We start from the raw sequence: 21,804 nt of genomic DNA on the forward strand, positions 1-21,804 counted from the left end.
GTGGCGAGTCGCACAAGTCCGGTTCCGTCCGGCGTGGCAGCCTCGCAGACGAGGGTGCCATGCCGGACGGCTCGGATGGAACGCAACGGCATCGGCCTGGCCGCCCAGGCGAACGCCTTCGACAAGCTGAAGGCGATCCTGCTGGACGCGAACCGGCTGGGACTGTTCGACGACAACCCGGTGGCAGGAATCAAGCCGCCGCAGTACGACCCCAAGCGGGTGGTGATCCCCTCACCCGAGCAGCTGCAGCAGATGCGTACCGCCGGCGACGACAGCTTCCTGCTGGTCGCCGATCTGATGAGCGGGTGCGGCATGCGCAACGGTGAGGCGTTCGCGGTGAACCTCAACAACATCGTCGCCGACGATGTCTACCGCATCACCGAGCAGGTCAACCGGACGACCTGCCAGTACGAGCGGCTCAAGCACCGCAAGGTGGGTGAGTACCGGGACGTGCCCCTGCCGGCACGGGTGCGCCAGAGGATCGAGATCACCTTCAAGATCTACCGCCACCTCATGCCCGGCGCCGTTGGCACAGCCGCCAAGGTCCTCAACCACGCCCTCGCCACATAGGGCAGAGCACGCAGGTCGCGTCAAACGTGGCGCGTGAGCCCGTCGGCCAGGAAGTCGTGGGGTCACGTCCTGCGGTTCGCTCAGACCACCGTCCACGCTCCCTCCGGGATGGCAGCAGCACCGATGACGCCCTCTTCGTGCAGCCGACCTACCTCCTTGGTGGAGAGACCGAGGACATCCAACAGCACTTCCTCGGTGTGCTCACCGAGTCGTGGCGCCGGGACGGGAGGCGCCCCCGCTCCGTCCCAGCGCAGCGGTCGGCCTGTGGCCAGCACCCGGCCTATGCCAGGCTGATCGATCTCCGCTGCCACCGAAGTTTCGTCCGCACGGGCGACGTCGGCCACCTCCTGCATGCCGAGGTAGGGGCTCCACAAGACCCGTGCACGGTCCAGCAACCCGCGTACTGTGCCAAAGTCTCGCTGGGCGAACCACGGACGCAGCACGGCGGCGATCGTTTCGCGCAGCCGATACCGTTCGCTTTCCTGACTGAAGTCCGCGCCGAGGACGCGTTCAAGTGCGGCGAAGACGGCATCCGTCTCGGTGACCTCGCGGAGTGCCCTCCACTGTCCCTCGGTCAAGGCGACCACCATCACCCGACGACCGTCCGAGGTCTCGAAGTCCACCCCGAACGAGCCGTACATATGGTTTCCCTGCCGGGCCCGCGGGCCGCCCATCGCCTCCGCCTCCGCCAGCCAGCCCATACCGCCGACGCCGGCCAGCGCCACATCGGCCAGCGCGAGTTCGAGTTGCGCCCCCTGCCCCGTCCGTTCGCGGTGGAGAACGGCGGCCAGGATCCCCGAGGCCGCGACCATGCCGGACACGAGGTCCCAGGCAGGTAGTACGTGGTTCACCGGCCGGTCGGTCCCCTGCGGACCCGTCATCTGCGGCACTCCGACCTCAGCGTTGATCGTGTAGTCGACAGCCGGAGACCCGTCGGCCCTGCCCTGAAGATGTACGTGGATGACGTCCTGCCGCCGAGCCCGTAGATCCTCGTACGCCAGCCGGTGCCGACCCACCATGTTGTCGAGGAAGATCCCGGACCCTCGCCCGGGCGCCGAGGCCAGGGCGATCAGGAGCTCGCGCCCCTGAGCACTGCGGTGGTCTATGGTCACCGACCGCTTGCCCTTGTTGAGGCCGGTCCAGAACAGGCTGTCACCCCCGGCGGAGAGCGGCCAGCGGCGGAAGTCACTGCCGCCGCCCGGCGGGTCGACCCGGATGACGTCCGCTCCTAGTTGCGCCAGTGCCATCCCGGCCGAGGGAGCGGCCACGAAGGAAGCCCCTTCGACAAGGCGCAGACCACAGAGCGGCTGAAGAGCTGATGTCAACGTGCTTCCCTTCACGGAGGACATGGTCGATGGGCGCGCTACGACGATCGGTCCGGCCGGCCTGGTGTGGAGTGTGTGGGGCCGGCACCCCGCACCTGCATCGCCGCTGCGGGAATGGACAACCTCGCTCAGGCCTGGGACCGGATGGGTCAGGCGACAGCCGAACCTTCCACGCCACTGGGGCGAGCCTGCTGCAGTCTGGCCACCCACTGGCCCTTCAGACTGTCACAGACAGAACATGACTGCTGATGGTTGACAACGCTTACATTGTCTTACAATGATGTCAAGGTAACTAGTCGACGGGCGGACGAGCGCGAGGCGCGATCGGCGGAACAGCAGAGCATCCTCAAGATGCGCGTCCCGCCGAGGACTTCCCTTGTCAGAACCCGGCGCTCATCACACGGTTCCCGAGGACAGACCGATGCAGCTGAGCACGAGTCCCCTTCAGGCGTACGTAGAGTCGTGGACACCCGGCGTGGTCACCTGCGAGGACCAGATACTCCCCGGCCCCGTCGCGGCACTGTCGGCGCTGCTTGACGAACCAGAGCCCGTAGCCGACGCCGACACCCCACTGCCACCGCTGTGGCACTGGCTCTACTTCCTGGACTGGCCCGCCCAGAGCAACCTCGGGGCCGACGGCCACCCAGCGGACGGCCACTTCCTGCCGCCCCTGCCCGACCGGCAGCGCATGTTCGCCGGAGGACGTTGCATCATCGCCGAACCCCTGCGTCTTGGCGAGACGGCAGAGCGCATCAGCAGCTTGCACAACGTCACCGTCAAGCACGGCAGGACCGGCGAACTCCTCTTCGTGACCCAGCGCAACGAGTTCCGCCAGCAGGGCCGCACCTGTCTGGTGGAAGAGCAGGACATCGTGTACCGCTCCGGCCGCGGCCCTGCACGGTACGCCTCCGTGGTGCTCGACCGGTCTGCGCCTCGGGAGACCGACGAGGCGTGGCAGCTCGCCCTGCAACCGGATGCCACTCTGCTGTTTCGGTTCAGCGCGCTCACCGCCAACGCCCACCGCATCCACTACGACCTGCCGTACGCCCAGAAGGAGGAGGGCTACCCCGCGTTGGTGGTCCACGGCCCGATCCTGGCCTTGCTGATGATGGAGCTCGTCCGCCGCAACGTCCCGTCCGGCCACGTGCAGTCCCTGTCCTATCGGCTCCGCAGCCCTGCCTTCGCGAGCGAGCACCTTCTTGCCTGCGGCACCCGCGCAGACGGCCGGGCCAAGCTACGCGTCGCCACCCACCGGGAGGCGCAGCACGCCACGTCCGAGGTGACGTTCAAGTGACCCGGCTCAGCAGCCGCATCGCATCGGCCCGTAGCTGGCTCTTCGTGCCCGGGCACCGGCCCGACCGCTTCGCCAAGGCCGCCAGCTCAGGCGCCGACATGGTCATCATTGACCTCGAGGACGCGGTGGCCGGCGAGGACAAGGCCCGAGCCCGCTCCCATGCCGGCACCTGGCTCGCCCAGGGCAATGACGCGGTCGTCCGGATCAACCCTCCGGGGACCCCCTGTTTCGAGGACGACTTGGCGGAGGCGGTCCGCCACGGCAGCCCGGTCATGGTGCCCAAGTCCGAGGATCCCGAACCGCTCACGGAGATTGCCGCCCGCGTCGCCGGGCGAAGCGAAATCATCCTGCTCATCGAGACCGCCCTCGGCGTGGAACGGGCTGCGGAAGTATGCGCTGTCGTTGGGGTCGCCCGCGCGGCATTCGGCAACGTCGACCTTGCCGGACAGCTCGGGGTCGCCCCGGATGACCACGCCGCCCTGTCGTACTCACGCTCCAAACTGGTCTCGGCCTCCGCTGCGGCGGGGCTCAGCTCTCCGGTCGACGGTGTCACCGCCGCGCTGAAAGACCCTCAGATCCTGAGCAGTGACATCGCCCACGCGCGCCGCCTGGGCTTCACCGGCAAACTGTGCATCCACCCGACCCAGCTCCAGGCGGTCGCCGACGGACTCGCCCCGTCGCAGACCGAGTTGACGTGGGCAAGGAAGGTTTTGGCAGCCGGTGACTCCGTCACCGCAGTGAACGGCCAGATGGTCGACAAGCCGGTGCTGGAACGAGCCCGCCAGATCCTGGCACGAGCTCACGAGTCTCACTCCGCGCCCTGACCCTGCTGCCGACGAGCCTTGCCCCGCACAGCGAGGCTCGGAACGGTGGGTACGGTGTGTGAGCCGGAGGTAGGCGGTGGTTGAGGGTGCCGCCTACCTCCGGAAGGGCGTGTCTTCCCGCAATACGGTTCACTTCCGGCACACAGCCGCCTCAGCGACGTCCGAACGACGGCCCCCATGAACTGCTCGACCGTCATCTCGAGACTCGAAAATGGCGGTATTGTCACGCACCGGGCCCCGAAAATGTGGACGTGGCCCGGTGGCGTGTGGAGTCAGAGTGCGCGGAGGATGTCTTCGACTCTCTCCTTCGCGTCACCGAAGAGCATCGCCGAGTTCTCGCGGAAGAAGAGCGGGTTCTGTACACCGGCGTATCCGGACGCCATCGAGCGCTTGAAGACCACGACGTTGTCGGCCTCCCAGACCCGCAGCACGGGCATGCCGGCGATCGGGCTGCCGGGATCCTCGGTAGCGGCCGGATTGACCGTGTCGTTGGCGCCGATCACGAGCACGACGGAGCTGCTGCGGAAGTCGTCGTTGATCTCGTCCATCTCCAGCACGATGTCGTAGGGAACCTTGGCCTCGGCCAGAAGCACGTTCATGTGTCCGGGCAGACGGCCGGCCACGGGGTGAATACCGAACCGCACATCGACGCCCATCTCGCGCAATGTGCGCGTCAGTTCGGCCACTCCGTGCTGCGCTTGGGCGACCGCCATGCCGTAACCAGGGGTGATGATCACCGAGTCGGCACCGAGGAGTGTCTCCGCCACTCCTTCGGCCGTGATCTCGCGGTGCTCACCGTAGTCCTGATCGCCGCCAAGGCCGGCCTCGATGCCGAATCCGCCGGCGACGACGGAGACGAAGGACCGGTTCATCGCCTTGCACATGATGTAGGACAGGTACGCACCCGAGGAGCCGACCAGGGCACCTGTGATGATGAGCAGGTCGTTCTCCAGGAGAAAGCCGGACGCGGCCGCCGCCCAGCCGGAGTAGCTGTTCAGCATGGACACCACGACCGGCATGTCGCCCCCGCCGATCGAGGCGACGAGATGCCAACCCAGCAACAACGCGATCGCTGTGACCGCCACCAGCAGCCCAGGTCCCGGCTCGATCACGAACCAGGCGGTGAGGACGGTGAACGCAACCAGAGCGCCGAGGTTCAACATGTTCTTGCCGGGCAAGGCCATCGGCGCGGACTTCATACGGGCGGACAGCTTGAGGAACGCGACGATCGATCCGGTGAAGGTCACCGCACCGATGAACACGCCGACGAACACCTCGGCGTGGTGGACGCCCAGGGTGTCCGCGGCTCGCAGCCCCTGCGCGGCAGCACCGTCGAGGTCCGCCTCGACATGAAGGTAGCCGTTCCAGCCGACCATGGCCGCGGCCAGGCCGACGAAACTGTGCAGGAGGGCGATCAGCTCCGGTATGCCGGTCATCTCCACCGCCCGGGCCCGCCACAGGCCGATGGCCGCGCCTATCACGGTGGCTCCGATCAGCAGGCCGAGTCCGAGCGGCTCGATGTCCTGGTCCAGGGCCAGCATGGCCGTGGCAGCCAGAGCCAGTGCCATGCCCACGATGCCGAATGCGTTGCCGGCCTTGGCGGTTTCGTGCTTCGACAGGCAGGCCAGGGCCAGGATGAACAGCAGCGCAGCGATGATGTATGCCGCCTGTGCGGCGGCGTCGACAGACATGGTGGGGGTCAGCTCCTGGAGAACATGGCGAGCATGCGCCGGGTGACGGCGAACCCACCGAAGATGTTGATGGCGACGAGCAGGATCGCCACGAATGAGACCGAGGTGATCGCCGTGTCGCCATGGCCGATCTGCAACAGTGCGCCGACCACGATGACCCCGGAAATGGCGTTGGTCACCGACATCAGTGGGGTGTGCAGGGCGTGGTGCACATGCCCGATCACGTAGGAGCCGACCACCACCGCCAGGACGAAGACCGTCAGGTGGCCCAACAAGGCCTGTGGAGACAGAGCCGCTGCCAGGAACAGCAGTGTGCCGATGACGGCAACCGCGCCGAATCGCTTCGCCGGAGAGATCTGCTGCTTGTCCTGACCTGCGGCCGGAGTGCCCGCCGCCGCGCGGGCAGGCGGCGCGGCAGGTGCCGCCGATACCTGTACGGGCGGTGGTGGCCAGGTCAGGTCGCCGTCGCGGACCACGGTCATCGAGCGCAGCACCACGTCATCGAAGTCCAGCACCAACCTGCCGTCCTTGTCCGGCGTCATCAGCTTCATCAGGTTGACCAGATTGGTGCCGTACAGCTGGGAGGCTTGGGCCGGCAGCCGGCCCGCCAGATCGGTGTAGCCAACGATGCTCACCCCATTGGCGGTGACCACCCTCTTCCCCGCGACGGTGCCTTCCACGTTTCCGCCGTTGGACGCGGCCATGTCCACGATCACGCTGCCCGGCTGCATGGCGGCCACCATCTCGGCGGTGATCAGCCGAGGCGCCGGCTTCCCCGGGATCAGCGCGGTGGTGATGATGATGTCGATGTCCTCGCACTGCTCCGCGTACAGCTCTGTCTCACGCGCCTGGTAGTCGTGTCCCATCTCCTTGGCGTATCCGGTGGCACTGACCTCCGCCTCCGCAGATTCGATCGCCAGGTACTCACCACCCAGCGACTTCACCTGGTCGGCGACCTCCGGCCGCGGGTCGGTGGCACGCACGATCGCGCCCAGACTGCGCGCCGCGCCGATCGCCGCGAGGCCTGCGACACCGGCACCTGCGACCAGCACCTTCGCCGCAGGAACCTTGCCCGCGGCCGTGACCTGGCCGGTGAAGAAGCGGCCGAACTCATGGGCTGCCTCGACCACTGCACGGTATCCGGCGATGTTGGCCATGGACGAGAGCACGTCCAGTGACTGGGCCCGCGAGATGCGCGGCACCGCGTCCATCGACAAGGCGGTGATGGGCCGCCGGGCCAGATCCTGCACCAGCGCGGGGTCAAGGGCCGGGCTCAGCAGGCTGATCAGCGTGGCGCCCTCGCGCAGCCCGTCCAACTGCTCCTTCGAGGGCGGGTTCACCCCGAGCACGATGTCGGCCGACAGCGCGTCACCGATGTTGGCTCCCGCTCCGACGTATGCCTCGTCGGAAAACCTGGATGCCGCGCCAGCCCGCGGTTCGACCACTACCTCGTAGCCCAGCTTCACCAGTTGGCCTGCCGTGGCCGGCGTTGCCGCCACTCGCGTCTCCCCCGGTCTGGACTCCTTCACCACACCGATGAGCACGGCGACCTCCTCTGCGGTTGAGCACGCCAAAGGTCAGAGGTTCCGGGGGCGTTGGCGTGCATCCGCCCATGGGAACGTGCAGCTCACTGTTCTTCGCGCCAGGTGAGAGGGCTTCACGGCTGTGTCTTCGATCCGCTGCAGCGCCCCGGCGATGGCACCTGACGTGGGGCGCGCCCGGCTCTGTCAGGCGCGTCCAAAGGCGTCGCCGGCCTTCCGGCCGCACCGCCGATTTATACAACCTAGCACTATTCTCCTAGAAGTCTAATTGTCAAACTCTTGGACTCCTGTAAAGAATATGCTTCTCTGTTACCTCAGCCTCGGATACTGATCAACGCGAAGGGATGTCCGTTGAGTTTGAGGATCGTTGTCACTGTGAAGTACGTGCCCGACGCCACTGGCGACCGGCACTTCGCCGATGACCTGACCGTCGACCGGGACGACGTGGACGGTCTGCTCTCCGAGCTCGACGAGTACGCGGTCGAGCAGGCGCTGCGGATCTCCGAGAACTCCGACGACGCCGTGGAGATCACCGTTCTGACGGTGGGCCCCGAGGACGCCAAGGACGCCCTGCGTAAGGCGCTGTCCATGGGCGCCGACAAGGCGATCCACGTCGAGGACGACGACATTCACGGCACCGACGCCATCGGCACCTCGCTGATCCTGGCCAAGACCGTCGAGAAGGCCGGCTACGACCTGGTCATCTCCGGTATGGCCTCCACCGACGGCACCATGGGCGTCGTCCCCGCGCTGCTCGCCGAGCGCCTGGGCGTCCCGCAGGTCACCCTGCTGTCCGAGGTGTCGGTCGAGGACGGCACGGTCAAGGGCCGCCGCGACGGCGACGCCGCCTCGGAGAACCTGGAGGCCTCCCTGCCGGCGGTCGTGTCGGTGACCGACCAGTCGGGCGAGGCCCGTTACCCCTCCTTCAAGGGCATCATGGCGGCCAAGAAGAAGCCGGTGGAGTCCTGGGACCTGTCCGACCTGGACCTGGAGGCCGAGGAGGTCGGCCTCGAGGGTGCCTACACCACGGTCGACAACGCGGCCGAGCGCCCGGCCCGTACCGCGGGCACGATCGTCAAGGACGAGGGCGAGGGCGGCAAGCAGCTCGCTGAGTTCCTCGCGGGCCAGAAGTTCATCTGAGCCCGGCATTCGCTGACCGCCCCTCATCTTTCGCAAGCAGGAGAGAAGAAGTCCCATGGCTGAAGTTCTCGTCTACGTCGACCACGTGGACGGCTCCGTCCGCAAGCCCACCCTGGAGCTGCTGACCCTGGCCCGCCGCATCGGCGAGCCGGTCGCCGTCGCGCTGGGCAACGGCGCCGCCGACACCGCCGCCACGCTCGCCGAGCACGGCGCGGTCAAGGTCCTCACCCACGAGGCCGCCGAGTACGCCGACTACCTGGTCGTACCGAAGGTGGACGCCCTGCAGGCCGCGCACGAGGCCGTGTCCCCGGCCGCCGTGCTGGTCCCGTCCTCCGCGGAGGGCAAGGAGATCGCCGCCCGTCTGGCGCTGCGTCTGGGCTCCGGCATCATCACCGACGCCGTCGACCTGGAGGCCGGCGACGAGGGCCCGGTGGCCACGCAGTCGGTGTTCGCCGCGTCCTTCACCACCAAGTCCCGTGTCTCCAAGGGCACCCCGGTCATCACGGTCAAGCCCAACAGCGCGGCCGTGGAGCCCGCCCCGGCCGCCGGTGCGGTCGAGGCGCTGAACGTGACGTTCTCCGACACGGCGACCGGCACCAAGGTCACCGGCCGTACGCAGCGCGAGTCGACGGGCCGTCCGGACCTGACCGAGGCCGCGATCGTGGTCTCCGGCGGCCGTGGCGTCAACGGCGCGGAGAACTTCGCGATCATCGAGGCGCTGGCCGACTCGCTCGGCGCGGCCGTCGGTGCCTCGCGTGCCGCGGTGGACGCGGGCTGGTACCCGCACTCCAACCAGGTCGGCCAGACCGGCAAGAGCGTCTCTCCGCAGCTGTACATCGCCTCCGGCATCTCCGGCGCGATCCAGCACCGCGCCGGCATGCAGACCTCGAAGACGATCGTCGCGATCAACAAGGACGCCGAGGCCCCGATCTTCGACCTCGTCGACTACGGCATCGTCGGCGACCTCTTCGACGTCGTCCCGGCCCTCACCGAGGAGATCAGGACCCGCAAGGGCTGACCCCCCTACGAGAAGGCGGAAGGCGTTATCCATGCAACTCGCCGCGATCATCGTGTCGCTGGTTCTGACCGTGATCGGCGTCGCGCTGCTCGCACGCGCGATCGGCCAGTTCGTCCGGTACTTCAAGCTGGGACAGCCGGTCCCGGCAGGCACCCGGACCGACAACCCCTACCAGCGCAGCGTGACCCTGGTGAAGGAGTTCCTCGGGCACACGCGCATGAACCGGTGGGGCATCGTCGGTATCGCCCACTGGTTCGTGGCGATCGGCTTCCTGACGCTGCCGCCGACGATCATCACCGCGTACGGCCAGCTGTTCCAGGCCGACTGGACGCTGCCGGTCATCGGCGGCTTCCTCTCCTATGAGCTCTACATCGAGTTCATCGCCGCGATGACGACCGTCGGCATCGCCACGCTGATGGTGATCCGCCTGCTGAACCTGCCGTCGCGCCGGGGCCGCAAGTCCCGCTTCACCGGTTCGAAGATGGGCCAGGCGTACTTCGTCGAGTACGTCATCCTCACCATCGGCCTGGCCATCTACGTGCTACGGGGCCTGGAGGGCGCGCTGCACCACGTGGAGGGGTACGAGGCCGCGTACTTCGCCTCGTACCCGCTGGTCCTGGTTTTCAAGGGACTGAGCGTCGCCGCGCTGCAGAACCTCGTCTACTTCTTCGCGATGATCAAGCTGGGCACGACCATGATCTGGATGATCACGGTCAGCCTGAACACCAACATGGGTGTGGCCTGGCACCGCTTCCTGGCGTTCCCGAACATCTGGTTCAAGCGCGAGGCGACGGGCGGCACGGCCCTCGGTGCCCTGCAGCCGATGACGTCCGGCGGCAAGCCGATCGACTTCACCGACCCGGGCGACGACGACGTCTTCGGCGTCTCCCAGGTCGAGCAGTACTCGTGGAAGGGCCTGCTGGACTTCTCCACCTGCACCGAGTGCGGGCGCTGCCAGTCGCAGTGCCCGGCGTGGAACACGGGCAAGCCGCTCTCCCCGAAGCTGCTGATCATGTCGCTGCGCGACCACGCGCACGCCAAGGCGCCGTACCTGCTGGCCGGCGGCGGCAAGACGATGGAGGGCGAGGAGAAGGCGTCCGAGGAGCAGCTGGCCGGCGTGCCCGCGGCTGCTCTGGCGGAGGCCGAGCGCCCGCTGATCGGCACGCACGAAGAGAACGGCGTCATCGACCCGGACGTCCTGTGGTCCTGCACCACCTGCGGCGCCTGCGTCGAGCAGTGCCCCGTCGACATCGAGCACATCGACCACATCGTCGACATGCGCCGCTACCAGGTGATGATCGAGTCCGCGTTCCCGTCCGAGGCGGGCACGATGCTCAAGAACCTGGAGAAGAAGGGCAACCCCTGGGGCCTGGCCAAGAAGCAGCGCCTCGAGTGGCTCAAGGAGCTCGACTTCGATGTCCCGGTCGTCGGCAAGGACATCGAGGACCTGACCGAGGTCGAGTACCTGTACTGGGTCGGCTGCGCCGGCGCCCTGGAGGACCGCGCCAAGAAGACCACCAAGGCCTTCGCCGAGCTGCTGAACATCGCGGGCGTCAAGTTCGCCATCATGGGCGGCGACGAGAAGTGCACGGGTGACTCGGCCCGCCGCCTGGGCAACGAGCCGCTGTTCCAGCAACTCGGCCAGGAGAACGTCATGTCCCTCAACATGGCCTTCGGCGAGGAGTACGACGACGACGGCAAGGTGACCGAGGAGTCGCGCAAGCCGAAGACGGCGAAGAAGATCATCGCGACCTGCCCGCACTGCCTCAACACGCTCGGCAACGAGTACCCGCAGCTCGGCGGCGACTACGAGGTCATCCACCACACCCAGCTGCTCCAGCACCTCGTCGACGAGGGCAAGCTGATCCCGGTCACGCCGGTCGAGGGCATCATCACCTACCACGACCCCTGCTACCTGGGCCGCCACAACAAGATCTACACGCCCCCGCGCGAGATCATCGCCAGCGTCCCGGGCATCCGCACCGAGGAGATGCACCGCCACAAGGAACGCGGCTTCTGCTGCGGTGCGGGTGGCGCCCGCATGTGGATGGAAGAGCGCATCGGCAAGCGCATCAACAACGAGCGCGTCGACGAGGCACTGTCGCTGAACCCGGACATCGTCTCCACGGCCTGCCCGTTCTGCCTCGTCATGCTCACGGACTCCGTGAACGGCAAGAAGGCGGCACCCGACGGCGGCTCCACCGCGGGCGGCAAGGCCAAGGAGTCGATCACCGTCGTGGACGTGGCCCAGCTCCTGCTGGATTCCGTCAAGACGCCGGTCCAGGACGACGGTTCAGCGGAGCCGGCGCCCCGGTGAAGCAGGCGAAGAACGCGGGGGCGTCGATCAGACGAGCCGGTAGGTGCGCCGGGCGGTCTCGGAGAACAGCCACCGCTTTTCGTCGTCCGAAGCGGAGGACACCACTGCCTTGAACGCGTTCCACAACGTCGTGTAGCTGGTCCCCATCTTCTCGACTGGGAAGTTGCTCTCGAACATGCATCGGTCGGCACCGAACGCTTCGACGCATGTCTCGAGCCACGGTGCCCACGTACGGGCGAGTTCTCCGGACGCAGGGGGGACCGGCGCGTTCAGATAGTCGAATGCAGCACCGCGGGCGAGGAGCCCACCGAGCTTGCACACGACATTCGGTCGGAGTGCGACTTCCAGGAGACCCTCGCGCCAACGGGCGAAGTGTTCCTCCTTGTTCGTGGCATACGGCCCGTAGCCGAGAGGGCCACCGCAGTGGTCGAGCACGATTCGGAGGCCGGGCAAGTCATCGGCCAGCTCGGCGACCTCCGAGAGCTGCGTGTGAAAGAGCCAGACGTCCAGGGACAGGTCGAGCTTTTCGAGTTCGCGTGCGCCCGCGCGAATCTGGCGTTCCGCGAGCATGTTGGGCCGTTTGGCCGACTGGGTATTCTCGATCACGGGACTGTCGTCCCGGCCCGTGCCGAACCTGATGCCTCGAAAGCGGCCCTCACCGGCGTCGATGTGGCTCTCGAGTACCTCCTCGACCGCTTCCCCGAGTCCCAGGTCGGCGAAGCCGATGATGCCACTCGCGACCTGGGGCGCATGCTCCTGGGCCTGGATATCTCGCGCGACTTTGGCGACGTGCTCCGTCTCCCCGACCGGCCGGAGCGCCTCGGGCCCTGTGGTCCGGTAGCCCACCGCACATTCGACGTACACCGTGGCGGCAACACGATGGCTGGAGGCGAGGTCGGCCGTGAAGTCCTGCGGACGGTACGGGTACGGCCGTTCCCACAGGTGATGATGAGCGTCCACGATGACGAGCTCCGGCTCCTGGACCACTTCTGGTGCCGTCAGTGCGAGCCACGCGTCATCCGGTTGGTAGATCGCACCGTATTCGGAAGGCCGCCCGGAAGAAGAGCTCCTGAAGAACCGTGAATCCACTGCCACGCCCCATTCCTCGGGCCATGAGGGTCATTTCCTAAAGAGAGGCACCCTGGGCCGGCACGAAGTCCTTGGCTGCGGCCGCGGACTTCCTCGCGGCAGGATGGAGCAGCAGCGCGCCGACAAGGCCGGCGACGCAGATGAGGGACAGGAAGCCGGCCGCGTACCAGGGAGCCCCGTCGGCCGCGCCGACCAGGATTTCGCACACGATGGTGACCGGGCCCACGAGGAGCGCGGCCGAGACCTGGTAGCTGATGGCTGACCCGCTGTATCGCAGCTCGGGGGGGAACAGCTCCGTGAAGAACACGGCTGCCACCGCCCAGGCGCAACCGTGGCCGACGCCGAGCGCGACCGCGATCGCGAGCACGTAGAGCTCCGGAACACCGGTGTTGATCAGGGCGAAGACCGGGAACGGCGCCATGACCAGGAACGCCAGGGCGGCCACGAAGATCTTCATCCGCCCGATCGTGTCCGAGAACCACCCCACGACGCCGACACAGGTGATGTGGACCAGCCCGGCCAGGAGGACCGATAGGAGCGCGACCGTACGCGAGAGGTTCATCTGGGCGGTCGCATAACTCACCGCGTAGGTGCCGTAGGCGTAGAACGAAGCGCCCATCGCACCGTTGGCGAACATGAGAGCAAGGATGGTGCGCCAATGCCCCCTGACGACGTCGACCAGGGGGCGCCGGACAAGGGCGTCGGTCTCCTGTGCCTCGACGAACGCGGGAGATTCGTGGAGCTTGCTCCGGATGTAAACGGCCACCGGGAAGATCAGACCGCTGACCAGGAACGGAATGCGCCACCCGTAGGAGTAGAGGGCCTCGTCAGGCAGGTGGTAGGCAAGGAGACTGACCGCGTTCGCCCCGATGAGCGCTGCCGGGATGCCCATCTGAGCCAAGCTGCTGTAGCGGCCTCGGAGCTCGGCGGGGGCGTGCTCGATCGACATGGTGGCCACGCCGGAGAACTCGCCCCCCGCCGACAGGCCCTGCACCATGCGGAAGACGATCAGGAGAACCGGCGCCCAGACGCCGATGGCCTCATAGGTCGGCAGGAGGCCCGTGCCGATGGTGGCTATTCCCATGCCGATCAGCGTCAGGTACAGCACGCGCCGACGGCCGATGTGATCACCGAGATGCCCGAAGATGAACGCTCCGAGCGGACGCGTGATCCAGGCCGACGCAAAGGTTCCGAAGGCGAGGATGGTGCCGACTGTCGGGTCGTAGGTGGGGAAGAAAAGCTTGTTCAGAGCGAGTGCCGCGGCAGCGCCGTAGACGAAGTAGTCATACCACTCCAGAGTGGTACCGACGAACAAAGCAGCGCCGAGCTGGCGCAAGCTGTTCTTCTGCGGCGCACCGCTCCTGGTTGCGGCCATGACGGATCCTCTCTTCCTGGAGCTGGATCGCCCCGTGTCGAGGTTTTGAGGAAGCTCGAACCGGCCGCCGGTCGGCAACATGCGACAGGCGGGGAGTTCATGGTCAGGCAGGCGCGACGCTCATGGCGTTCAGCCCGCTCAGTGGTGTCAGCGGCTCGAGAGGCTGAACCGCTCCATGACGGAAAGGATGCGTTTCCTGACTTCCGGGCGGGCGATCAGTGCGATGTTCGCCTCGAGGCTCTCCCGCAGGGCGACCTCGAAGGCCGGTGTCGACGGGCCGCGGGCAATACGCTTGACCCGGACGAACGTCTCAGCGGGGCCATGGGCCAGGTCGGATGCCAACTGGCGGGCCCTCGCGTCGAGTTCCTCGGGCGCGCACACCTCGCTCACGATGCCGAGTTCGAGGGCCCGGGCAGCGTCGACGAACGCTCCCGATGCCAGCAGCGTCGTGGCGGCGGGCAAGCCCGCGACCAGAGGGAGCAGGAAGGCTCCCCCGGCGACGGGGACCATGCCGAGGTTGACGTAGCTCTCGGCGAATCGCGCCGTGGACGCGGCGACGCGGGTGTCACAGGCCAGGCCGAAGTCGAGACCCCCGGCCGTGGCAGCGCCGTTGAAGGCGGCGACGATCGGCTTCGGAGCCCCCCAGATGCTACGGACGGTCCGCTGCACGGCCGGCATCCACACATCGGCCAGGTAGTCCATCAGACCGTCGGGCCCTTCACCGTCGTAGACGTCGTGCATCTCCCTGACGTCGGCGCCGGCACAGAACACGGGGCCGGTTCCAGTGATCACGACCGCGCGAACACTGTCCGTGTCACACAGTCTTTGGACGGCTTCACCGAGTTCGGTGACGACGGCGGGTGTCACCGAGTTGCCACGGTGCGGGCGATTGAGCCGCACCGAACCGACCAGGTCCGTCCCGTCGACGACGACCTCATCCACGAGGGTTCACCACCTTTGTCACGTTGGGAGGGACGCGGCCAGGGTCATCGACCCAGGCGCGAACCATTCGCTTGATGTCGCCACGCGCGATCTTCGACTCACCGGAAGCCCGTGGAATCGGGTCGGCCGACAGGTAGACGTGGCGTGGACGCTTGAACCCGGCCAGTCGGCCGCGCATCCAGTCGTTCAGGTCCTCAGCGGTGAGTGCGTCGAGGTCAGGCGCGTGGACCAGTGCCGCCGGGGTCTCGCCCCACTCTTTGTCGGGAACGCCGACGACGACGGTCTCGCGAACCTTTGGGTGTTCCTCAAGAGCGCGTTCGATCTCGACGGGCTGAATATTGGTGCCGCCGGTGATGATCGTCTCGCTCGCGCGGCCGACGATGAAGACGCGCCCCTCCTCGTCGAAGTGGGCCAGGTCCGCGGTTCGCCACCACCCCTCCGAAAGAAGGCGGTCGGCGTGCTCGGACTCCGAACCGATGAGCTCGGTGGTGATACTCGGAGTGCGGATCACCAGCTCCCCCTGGATTCCCGGAGCCACCTCGTCGAGCACCTCACCGCCGACGAGCAGCGAGAACTCCACTCCGGGGACGGGCCGCCCGATCGACGGCCACAGCGCGGGCGACTTCATCTCCTGGCGGCTCAGCAGTGTGGTGGACGCGGGTGCCTCGGTCTGGCCCCAGCACTGGACCAATGCGTCCGTGTAGTCGCTCACGGTCTCGAGCGCCGGGACGGCGGCGGGCTCCCCGGCCAGCATGAGACACGACAGCTGCGCGTCACGCAGCTGTGCGAGTTCGCCGGAGGCACTCATCCGGCGCAGCATGGTCGGGACGGCGAACATCCAGTCGATCCGCTCTTCCTTGACCGTCCGCAGCGTCTCGTCGGCGTCGAACCGCGGGAGGACCACGTTCGTTCCGCCGCAGAGCAGAGTGGGCAGGACGCTCCACCCTGCGGCGTACGCGAGCGGCGCTACCTGCAACGTGCGAGGAGCGAGCGTCGGCCCGCTCGTGCTCATCACCCATGTGTTCCCGAGGATCGCCGCGCGTGCCCCGCGGTGCGAGATGGCGATGCCCTTGGGCTTTCCGGTCGAGCCTGAGCTGAATCTGATGTGGTAGAGGTCGTCGGGTCCGACGTGGACCCGCGGTCGCGTCGGCGCCCCGTCGGTCACCACTGCGTCGAACGAACGCCAGCCCGGCCGCTTTCCCATGACGACCTTGATGGGCTCGTCCCCCTCGACGACCTCGTCGATCGACGCAGCCGCACCAGGGTCCGCGACCACTAGCCGGACGTCGGCGAGTTCCATGCACCGACGGAGCTCGTGGGGGGCGAATCGATGGTTGAGCGGAACCTTGACCAGTCCGGCCTTGAGCAGCGCGAACTCGAGCACGACGTAGTCGACGTGGTTCTGCGCGACGTACGCGACGCGGTCGCCCGCGGCGAGCCCGAGGCCGGCGAAGGCATTGGCCAGGCGGTTCGACGCCTCGGTCAGATCGGCGATGGTGATCCGCCGAGCACCGCCGACCCCCTCAACCGCGACGGAATCGCGGGGTCGACGCTCGATCTGGCTCATGAGCTGGACAACCGTCTGTGCCGCGACATTCATGGCTGTCACCACCTGTTCAGTCCTGCCGGAAGGACATCGGCATCGTGGCGAGCGACAGACCACCGTCGACGACGATCGTCTGGCCGTTGATGGGCGCGCTGCGCGGCGAGCAGAGGAACGCCATGATCTCGGCGACCTCCTCGGGCGTGGGGTATGCGCCGGAGGGCGTCATGTCGAGCCACTGGCGCTCGTATTCCTCCCACGCCTCACCGGCGTAGAAGCGGAAGGAGTCGGTGTCGATCGCCCCCGGGCAGATTCCGACAGAGGTGATTCCCCGCGCGCCCAGCTCGATCGCGAAGTACTTCACGATCGTCTCCATGGCGGCCTTCGCGGCTCCGAGGAGTCCGTGGCCCGGCAGGACACGGAAGCTGTCCCACCCCGAGACGGCCACGATCCTCCCGCCCGGCGGCATGTGCTCGACGGCGGCACGGGCCAGGTCGAGAAAGCCCTGGACCGTGATCCCCATCGTCTTGCCGATGTGGTGGGAGTGGATCTCTGTCAGCGGTTTGAAAGCGCTGGCGGCGGCGTTCGCGACGATGACGTCGATCTTCCCGAAACGATCAGCCGCCGTCGCGACGAGCGCCTCGACGGCCTCGGTGTCCGAGACGTCGGCCTGCACCGCGAGGGCTGTGCCGCCGGACTGCTCGATCTGGGCGGCGGTCTTGTCCGCCGCATCGGCATCACGCCGATAGTTCACGACCACATTGGCACCTTCGCGACCGAGGCGGAGCGCCAGTCGCTGCCCCACGCCACGAGAACCCCCCGTGATGACGATCGTCTTGCCAGTCAGTTCCATCGTGTCCTCACCATCGGGAGTAGTCGGTACGCGCCGCGCGGGCCGCGCGGCACTCCGGGTATGCCGCTGGGCCGGTCACGACCCCATGGTCAGACCGCCGCCGACGCAGAGGGTCTGTCCGGTGATGTAGCTCGCGTCGTCGAGTGCCATGAACGCAAGTGCGGCGGCGATCTCTTCGGGCTCGCCCGCCCTGCGCAACGGGACGTGCCGGACGATGCCGGCGAGCAGGGAATCCCCGCCCTGGCTCTCGAGCAGGGGCGTCGCCGTGATTCCCGGAGCTACCGCGTTCACCCTGATGCCGTGTCGTGCCCACTCCCGGGCGAGTGACTTGACAAGCGCAATGACTCCGGCTTTGGCCGCGGAGTAGACGGTCTCCCCCGACGTTCCCACCGTCCCTGCCTCAGACGAGGTGAGGACGATGCTCCCGCCGTGATCGCGAAGCACCCTTCCCGCCGCCGCGGAGAGGTAGATGCTCGACATCAGGTTGACGTCGATGATCCGTCGCCAGTACTCCGGCGACTCCTCGAGGAACGGCGTGATGGCCGTCCAGCCGACGGTGGAGATCACGTGGTCGACCCGGCCGAGGACGCCGACGGCCTCCTCGAGCATGCGCTCACAGGCCTCGGGGTCTGTTGCGTCCCATGACACATCGCCCAGGGCGACGATGTTCTCGTGCTTCTCGGCCAGCTCCTGGGCGGCCTCCGAGTTCAGGTCGGCTGCGGCTGTGGTGACGCCCTGCTCGGCGAGGCGCAGAGCCGTGGCACGGCCGATGCCGGAACCGGCGCCCACCACAAGAGCTCGCTTGGGCTCATTCACGTCGGCCATGTCTCCTCCAGTCGGTTCCTGCGTCCGAAAAGTCGTTGGTGCGAGTTGCCGGTCGTGGCTTTCGCCTATCCGAGTTCGTCACGCGCCCAGCTGAGCGCTTCGACGACCGGGACGAGTCCCAGGGTGGTGCCGAGCATGAGGATGACGACCTGCTCGACCTCCTCCACGGTCGCGCCGGCCTCCGTCGCGCGGGTGCAGTGGACTCGGAACCCACCCTCGTTGCGGGTCGCGGCGAACCCGGCCAGCAGACAGAGCTCACGCTGCTTCGCCTCCAGGGGGCCGTGGGCGTCAGCGGCACGTCGAATACCGCGGAACGCGTCTGCCACGGCGTCCGAGGTCTGCCTCAGCCGGTCGAGGTTCGACACGAAGGTGCCCTGCCTACTCAAGGGGTAGACCGGCGGCCCGTCAGGGTTGCTCGTGGTCACAGCTCCTCCTCTTCCGGTTCGGCCAGCCGCCCGAGGGCGGGCAGCCCGTAGCTCTCTGCGTATTCGGCGGCGGCAGACCTGATCACCTCGGAAGGGGCCTTGGCGTACAACCGTCGCCGGCTGACGAAGGACCCCGTCGCGGCGCCGATCCGTACGGCCGACTCCGTCATGGCCAGCAGCGATGCCGTGCCGTCGAGGACGGGCGCGCCGTCCACCTCTCGCAGGCCGATGGAGTTGAGGAAGGCCGTTACGCGACCGCCGGCCGGGATGATGACCTCGGCACCACGCGCCAGGGTCGCTCGAGCCGCCGCCAGGAACGAGTCGGTGGCCCGCTGCCGGCCTTCGTCGTCGGAGAAGCAGGCGTCCAGTTCGTGCGGCGTGAGATCCATGCACTCGATGCCGGCCAACCGCTCCCGCAGCCCGTACTTGGCGACGTTCTCCTCGAAGCGCCCACCGAAGTAGGGGTTCACTCCGACCAGCGAGAACTGGCTGCCCATGAGGCATGCCGTCATCATCGACGTCTCACCGAGCCCGAGCACGGGAATGTCGACCATGGAGCGGGCCTCGCGCAGCGCCGGGTCGAGGATGTTGCCGATCGCGACCGCGTCGAAGCCCGACTGCTCCGCGTCCAGCACGGAATCCAGGATCGACACGGAGTCCAGGCTTTCGAAGAAGCGGAAACTGTCGATCCGCCCCACCCGTGCCCCGCGCAGCTCGACCTCGGTGCCCTCGGTGACGAAGCCATCGATGTACCGGCGCAGGAACGGGAAGTAGTTCGACGAGTATGTCGCGTTGGACAGGCTCAGATACAGGATGCGGGTCACAGGTTTCGTCTTCCGATCACTGGTCATGGTCGACGCTCTTGACGTATTGGCGATACCACTCGACGAACTCTCGAAGGCCGTCGGTCAGGTCGGTCGTGGTGACGAGGCCGAGCTCCGACGCCAGCCGCGCGGAGCTCACGTACTGGTACCTGGTGCGCTCCTCGCGCCAGTGGATACCGGCCGGGTCACCACCGCCCACGCGCACGAGCGCCGTGTAGAGCTCCTCCGCCGTGACCGGGGGCCCGACGACATTGACTGCCATTCGCTCGACATTGGCTGCCTCGATGGCACGGACGGTGGCCAGCGCCGCGTCGTCGACGTGGACGAGGGCGTGCACGGCGTCCCGCTTCCAGGGCACTGCAGGCCGTCGGCCCTGGTCGATCGCGTCGAGGATGTCGATCAGAATGCCGGCGTTGGAGTCACGGTTGGCCCGAGGTCCGTAGATGGTGCCGTACCGGAGGATCACGTACGGCGCGCCACCGGCGTTCGCGAAGGCCTCGGCGAGGGCCTCAGCGGCCAGTTTGCTCGCCGCGTACATGCTCAAGCCACGGCGAATGGACGCCTGGTCCTCAGTGAAAGCCGGTGCGGCGGGGTCGCTGAAGGACCCGTACACGCTGTGGGTCGAGCCGAGCACCAGGCGTTCCACCCCGAGACGGGCGGACAGGCTCAGGAGGTCGTACGCGGCGCCGACGTTCACGTCGTGAGCCACCCGGGGCGACGCCGCGGCGGTCTGGGTTCTCACGGCGGCCAGGTGAACGACGATGTCGCATCCGGCCATGGCCGCCTCGAGTGCCGGGGTGTCACGCAGGTCCATGGCGGTGAACTCGACGCGCTCGAGGTCGGCCAGCGCTTCGGCGGGCTCGGTGCGGACCACGTCCGTGGCCACGATGTCGTAGCGGCCGGACACGCTGAGTCGCTCGACGATGTGCGAACCGAGGAACCCCGCGGCGCCGGTGACCAGGACGCGTCGATGCGACATCACTCGACTCGCTCGAAGATCGCGGCGAGGCCCTGGCCTCCGCCGATACACATGGTCTCCATTCCGTAGCGGGCGTCGCGACGCTCGAGTTCGTGCAGGAGGTTGGCGAGGATGCGCCCGCCGGTGGCGCCTATGGGGTGGCCGAGGGAGATCCCCGAACCGTTGACGTTGACCCGCTCCAGATCGCTTTCGGTGAGCTTCCATTCGCGCAGGCAAGCGAGTACCTGAGCAGCGAAGGCCTCGTTGAGCTCCACCAGGTCGAGGTCCGACCACTGGAGTCCGGCACGTTCGAGTGCTCTGCGCGCCGCGGGAACCGGGCCTATCCCCATGCGGTGTGGCTCCACCCCTGCGAGGGACCAGCTCACCAGCCGGGCGTAGGCACGCAGCCCGAGTTGTTCGGCCCGCTGCGGCGTCGTGACGATGGCGACGGCAGCCGCGTCGTTCTGCCCGCTGGAGTTGCCGGCCGTCACGGTCGCGCCTTCGATCGCGTTGCCGAGTATCGGTCGCAGGCGGGAGAGTGACTGGACGGTCGTACCCGGCCGAGGATGCTCGTCCGTTTCCACGGTCGTGTCGGCGCCCTTGCTGACGGGCACCACCACCGGGATCGTTTCGTCCGTGAAGAGGCCCCGCTCCATCGCGCTGACGGCGCGTTCGTGCGAGCGGACCGCCCACTCGTCCTGCTCCGTGCGGCTGATCTGGTACTCGGCGCGCAGGTTCTCGGCGGTTTCAATCATTCCGCCGGGCACGGGAAAGCGTCGACCGCCCGAGTTGCTGCGCGGCTGCGCGAGACGGTCGAGCAGCTGCGGCTGGCGGCCTTGGTTCCATCGCATGCCGGGGATGTAGTACTCGGCCTGGCTCATGCTCTCGGCGCCACCGGCGAGCACGAGTTGCGAACCGCCTGTCGCGACCTGCATGCAGGCGTAGAGCACGGCCTGCAGTCCCGATCCGCACCGCCGGTCGATCTGCAGGCCGGGGACGGTGATGTCCAGGCCGGCGTCCAGTGCCGCGATCCGGCCGATGGCTGCCGCCTCTCCATTGGCATATCCCTGGCCGAACACGACGTCGTCGATGTCGCCGGCGGTGATGCAGGTGCGGTCGACCAGGCCCTTGACCACCGTGGCGGCCAGGTGGGTGACCGGGACGTCCTTGAAGACGCCCCCGTAGCGCCCGACCGGGGTGCGAACGGGTTCACAGATGACTGCCTCGAACATTTTGCGACTCCTTCGGAA

Annotated in this window: 19 protein-coding genes; 6 read left to right on the top strand and 13 right to left on the bottom strand. The window is 67.6% G+C overall.

Features of this window, described 5'->3' with window-relative positions; all coding sequences use genetic code 11:
* Window positions 1-75: 75 nt before the first annotated feature.
* Window positions 76-570, top strand: coding sequence for a hypothetical protein (locus OHB04_RS03360; protein ID WP_326686166.1), 495 nt, complete (start codon window positions 76-78; stop codon window positions 568-570).
* Between the two features lie 80 nt (window positions 571-650).
* On the opposite strand, the gene OHB04_RS03365 is transcribed toward OHB04_RS03360, so the two are convergent.
* Window positions 651-1,919, bottom strand: a complete 1,269-nt coding sequence (locus tag OHB04_RS03365) for a CoA transferase (RefSeq protein ID WP_326806768.1) — start codon at window positions 1,917-1,919, stop codon at window positions 651-653.
* Between the two features lie 397 nt (window positions 1,920-2,316).
* Between OHB04_RS03365 and OHB04_RS03370 the strand changes: the two genes are divergently transcribed.
* Both OHB04_RS03370 and OHB04_RS03375 read left to right on the top strand, forming a co-directional pair.
* On the top strand, window positions 2,317-3,189 hold the full coding sequence (locus tag OHB04_RS03370) for a hypothetical protein (protein ID WP_326686168.1): 873 nt from the start codon (window positions 2,317-2,319) through the stop codon (window positions 3,187-3,189).
* On the top strand, window positions 3,186-4,013 hold the full coding sequence (locus OHB04_RS03375) for an HpcH/HpaI aldolase/citrate lyase family protein (RefSeq protein WP_326686169.1): 828 nt from the start codon (window positions 3,186-3,188) through the stop codon (window positions 4,011-4,013). Before OHB04_RS03370 ends, OHB04_RS03375 begins: the two co-directional genes overlap by 4 nt.
* Window positions 4,014-4,285: 272 nt before the next feature.
* Here the strand turns inward: OHB04_RS03375 and pntB are convergent, their stop codons facing one another.
* A complete protein-coding gene (pntB, locus tag OHB04_RS03380; RefSeq protein ID WP_326686170.1) occupies window positions 4,286-5,704 on the bottom strand; it encodes a Re/Si-specific NAD(P)(+) transhydrogenase subunit beta in 1,419 nt (472 codons plus the stop codon).
* An 8-nt stretch (window positions 5,705-5,712) separates the two neighbouring features.
* The gene (locus OHB04_RS03385) at window positions 5,713-7,248 is read right to left on the bottom strand and encodes a Re/Si-specific NAD(P)(+) transhydrogenase subunit alpha (RefSeq protein ID WP_326806769.1); all 1,536 of its coding nucleotides are present in this window, start codon (window positions 7,246-7,248) and stop codon (window positions 5,713-5,715) included.
* Window positions 7,249-7,596: 348 nt separating this feature from the next.
* Between OHB04_RS03385 and OHB04_RS03390 the strand changes: the two genes are divergently transcribed.
* Genes OHB04_RS03390 through OHB04_RS03400 form a run of 3 tightly spaced genes read left to right on the top strand, consistent with a single transcriptional unit; the run spans window position 7,597 to window position 11,720 of the window.
* Window positions 7,597-8,385 (top strand): electron transfer flavoprotein subunit beta/FixA family protein, encoded by a 789-nt coding sequence (locus tag OHB04_RS03390; RefSeq protein WP_326686172.1) that lies wholly within the window; start codon window positions 7,597-7,599, stop codon window positions 8,383-8,385.
* A 55-nt stretch (window positions 8,386-8,440) separates the two neighbouring features.
* Window positions 8,441-9,403 carry an electron transfer flavoprotein subunit alpha/FixB family protein gene (locus OHB04_RS03395; RefSeq protein ID WP_326806770.1) on the top strand — a complete coding sequence of 321 codons (963 nt, stop codon included), beginning with the start codon at window positions 8,441-8,443 and terminating at the stop codon, window positions 9,401-9,403.
* Window positions 9,404-9,434: 31 nt separating this feature from the next.
* On the top strand, window positions 9,435-11,720 hold the full coding sequence (locus OHB04_RS03400) for a (Fe-S)-binding protein (protein ID WP_326806771.1): 2,286 nt from the start codon (window positions 9,435-9,437) through the stop codon (window positions 11,718-11,720).
* Between the two features lie 27 nt (window positions 11,721-11,747).
* On the opposite strand, the gene OHB04_RS03405 is transcribed toward OHB04_RS03400, so the two are convergent.
* From OHB04_RS03405 to OHB04_RS03450, 10 genes are all read right to left on the bottom strand, one after another.
* Window positions 11,748-12,815, bottom strand: a complete 1,068-nt coding sequence (locus OHB04_RS03405) for an amidohydrolase family protein (RefSeq protein WP_326686174.1) — start codon at window positions 12,813-12,815, stop codon at window positions 11,748-11,750.
* Window positions 12,816-12,846: 31 nt separating this feature from the next.
* Window positions 12,847-14,184 carry an MFS transporter gene (locus tag OHB04_RS03410; protein ID WP_326686175.1) on the bottom strand — a complete coding sequence of 446 codons (1,338 nt, stop codon included), beginning with the start codon at window positions 14,182-14,184 and terminating at the stop codon, window positions 12,847-12,849.
* A gap of 147 nt (window positions 14,185-14,331) precedes the next feature.
* Entirely contained in the window at window positions 14,332-15,126 is a 795-nt protein-coding gene (locus OHB04_RS03415; protein ID WP_326806772.1) for an enoyl-CoA hydratase/isomerase family protein, read from the bottom strand.
* The gene (locus OHB04_RS03420; protein ID WP_326806773.1) at window positions 15,119-16,693 is read right to left on the bottom strand and encodes a class I adenylate-forming enzyme family protein; all 1,575 of its coding nucleotides are present in this window, start codon (window positions 16,691-16,693) and stop codon (window positions 15,119-15,121) included. The genes OHB04_RS03415 and OHB04_RS03420 overlap by 8 nt, the downstream gene beginning before the upstream one ends.
* Before the next feature lie 49 nt (window positions 16,694-16,742).
* Window positions 16,743-17,522, bottom strand: a complete 780-nt coding sequence (locus tag OHB04_RS03425; RefSeq protein WP_326686178.1) for an SDR family oxidoreductase — start codon at window positions 17,520-17,522, stop codon at window positions 16,743-16,745.
* A gap of 75 nt (window positions 17,523-17,597) precedes the next feature.
* Window positions 17,598-18,347 carry an SDR family NAD(P)-dependent oxidoreductase gene (locus OHB04_RS03430; protein ID WP_326686179.1) on the bottom strand — a complete coding sequence of 250 codons (750 nt, stop codon included), beginning with the start codon at window positions 18,345-18,347 and terminating at the stop codon, window positions 17,598-17,600.
* A 65-nt stretch (window positions 18,348-18,412) separates the two neighbouring features.
* Window positions 18,413-18,772, bottom strand: a complete 360-nt coding sequence (locus OHB04_RS03435) for a carboxymuconolactone decarboxylase family protein (protein ID WP_326806774.1) — start codon at window positions 18,770-18,772, stop codon at window positions 18,413-18,415.
* Window positions 18,769-19,623: an aspartate/glutamate racemase family protein gene (locus OHB04_RS03440; RefSeq protein ID WP_326686181.1), complete on the bottom strand. Its 855-nt coding sequence runs from the start codon at window positions 19,621-19,623 to the stop codon at window positions 18,769-18,771. Before OHB04_RS03440 ends, OHB04_RS03435 begins: the two co-directional genes overlap by 4 nt.
* Window positions 19,613-20,575, bottom strand: a complete 963-nt coding sequence (locus OHB04_RS03445; RefSeq protein WP_326686182.1) for an NAD-dependent epimerase/dehydratase family protein — start codon at window positions 20,573-20,575, stop codon at window positions 19,613-19,615. The genes OHB04_RS03440 and OHB04_RS03445 overlap by 11 nt, the downstream gene beginning before the upstream one ends.
* A complete protein-coding gene (locus OHB04_RS03450; protein ID WP_326686183.1) occupies window positions 20,575-21,786 on the bottom strand; it encodes an acetyl-CoA C-acetyltransferase in 1,212 nt (403 codons plus the stop codon). The genes OHB04_RS03445 and OHB04_RS03450 overlap by 1 nt, the downstream gene beginning before the upstream one ends.
* Window positions 21,787-21,804: the final 18 nt, after the last annotated feature.

This window comes from Streptomyces sp. NBC_01775 (genome assembly GCF_035917675.1).
GTDB lineage: Bacteria > Actinomycetota > Actinomycetes > Streptomycetales > Streptomycetaceae > Streptomyces.

Coding starts and splice junctions, on each gene's coding strand:
- OHB04_RS03360 (WP_326686166.1), top strand. CDS start 76: ATGGAACGCAACGGCATCGGCCTGGCCGCCCAGGCGAACGCCTTCGAC.
- OHB04_RS03370 (WP_326686168.1), top strand. CDS start 2,317: ATGCAGCTGAGCACGAGTCCCCTTCAGGCGTACGTAGAGTCGTGGACA.
- OHB04_RS03365 (WP_326806768.1), bottom strand. CDS start 1,919: ATGTCCTCCGTGAAGGGAAGCACGTTGACATCAGCTCTTCAGCCGCTC.
- OHB04_RS03420 (WP_326806773.1), bottom strand. CDS start 16,693: ATGAGCCAGATCGAGCGTCGACCCCGCGATTCCGTCGCGGTTGAGGGG.
- OHB04_RS03395 (WP_326806770.1), top strand. CDS start 8,441: ATGGCTGAAGTTCTCGTCTACGTCGACCACGTGGACGGCTCCGTCCGC.
- OHB04_RS03410 (WP_326686175.1), bottom strand. CDS start 14,184: ATGGCCGCAACCAGGAGCGGTGCGCCGCAGAAGAACAGCTTGCGCCAG.
- OHB04_RS03425 (WP_326686178.1), bottom strand. CDS start 17,522: ATGGAACTGACTGGCAAGACGATCGTCATCACGGGGGGTTCTCGTGGC.
- OHB04_RS03445 (WP_326686182.1), bottom strand. CDS start 20,575: ATGTCGCATCGACGCGTCCTGGTCACCGGCGCCGCGGGGTTCCTCGGT.
- OHB04_RS03450 (WP_326686183.1), bottom strand. CDS start 21,786: ATGTTCGAGGCAGTCATCTGTGAACCCGTTCGCACCCCGGTCGGGCGC.
- OHB04_RS03440 (WP_326686181.1), bottom strand. CDS start 19,623: ATGACCAGTGATCGGAAGACGAAACCTGTGACCCGCATCCTGTATCTG.
- OHB04_RS03430 (WP_326686179.1), bottom strand. CDS start 18,347: ATGGCCGACGTGAATGAGCCCAAGCGAGCTCTTGTGGTGGGCGCCGGT.
- pntB (WP_326686170.1), bottom strand. CDS start 5,704: ATGTCTGTCGACGCCGCCGCACAGGCGGCATACATCATCGCTGCGCTG.
- OHB04_RS03400 (WP_326806771.1), top strand. CDS start 9,435: ATGCAACTCGCCGCGATCATCGTGTCGCTGGTTCTGACCGTGATCGGC.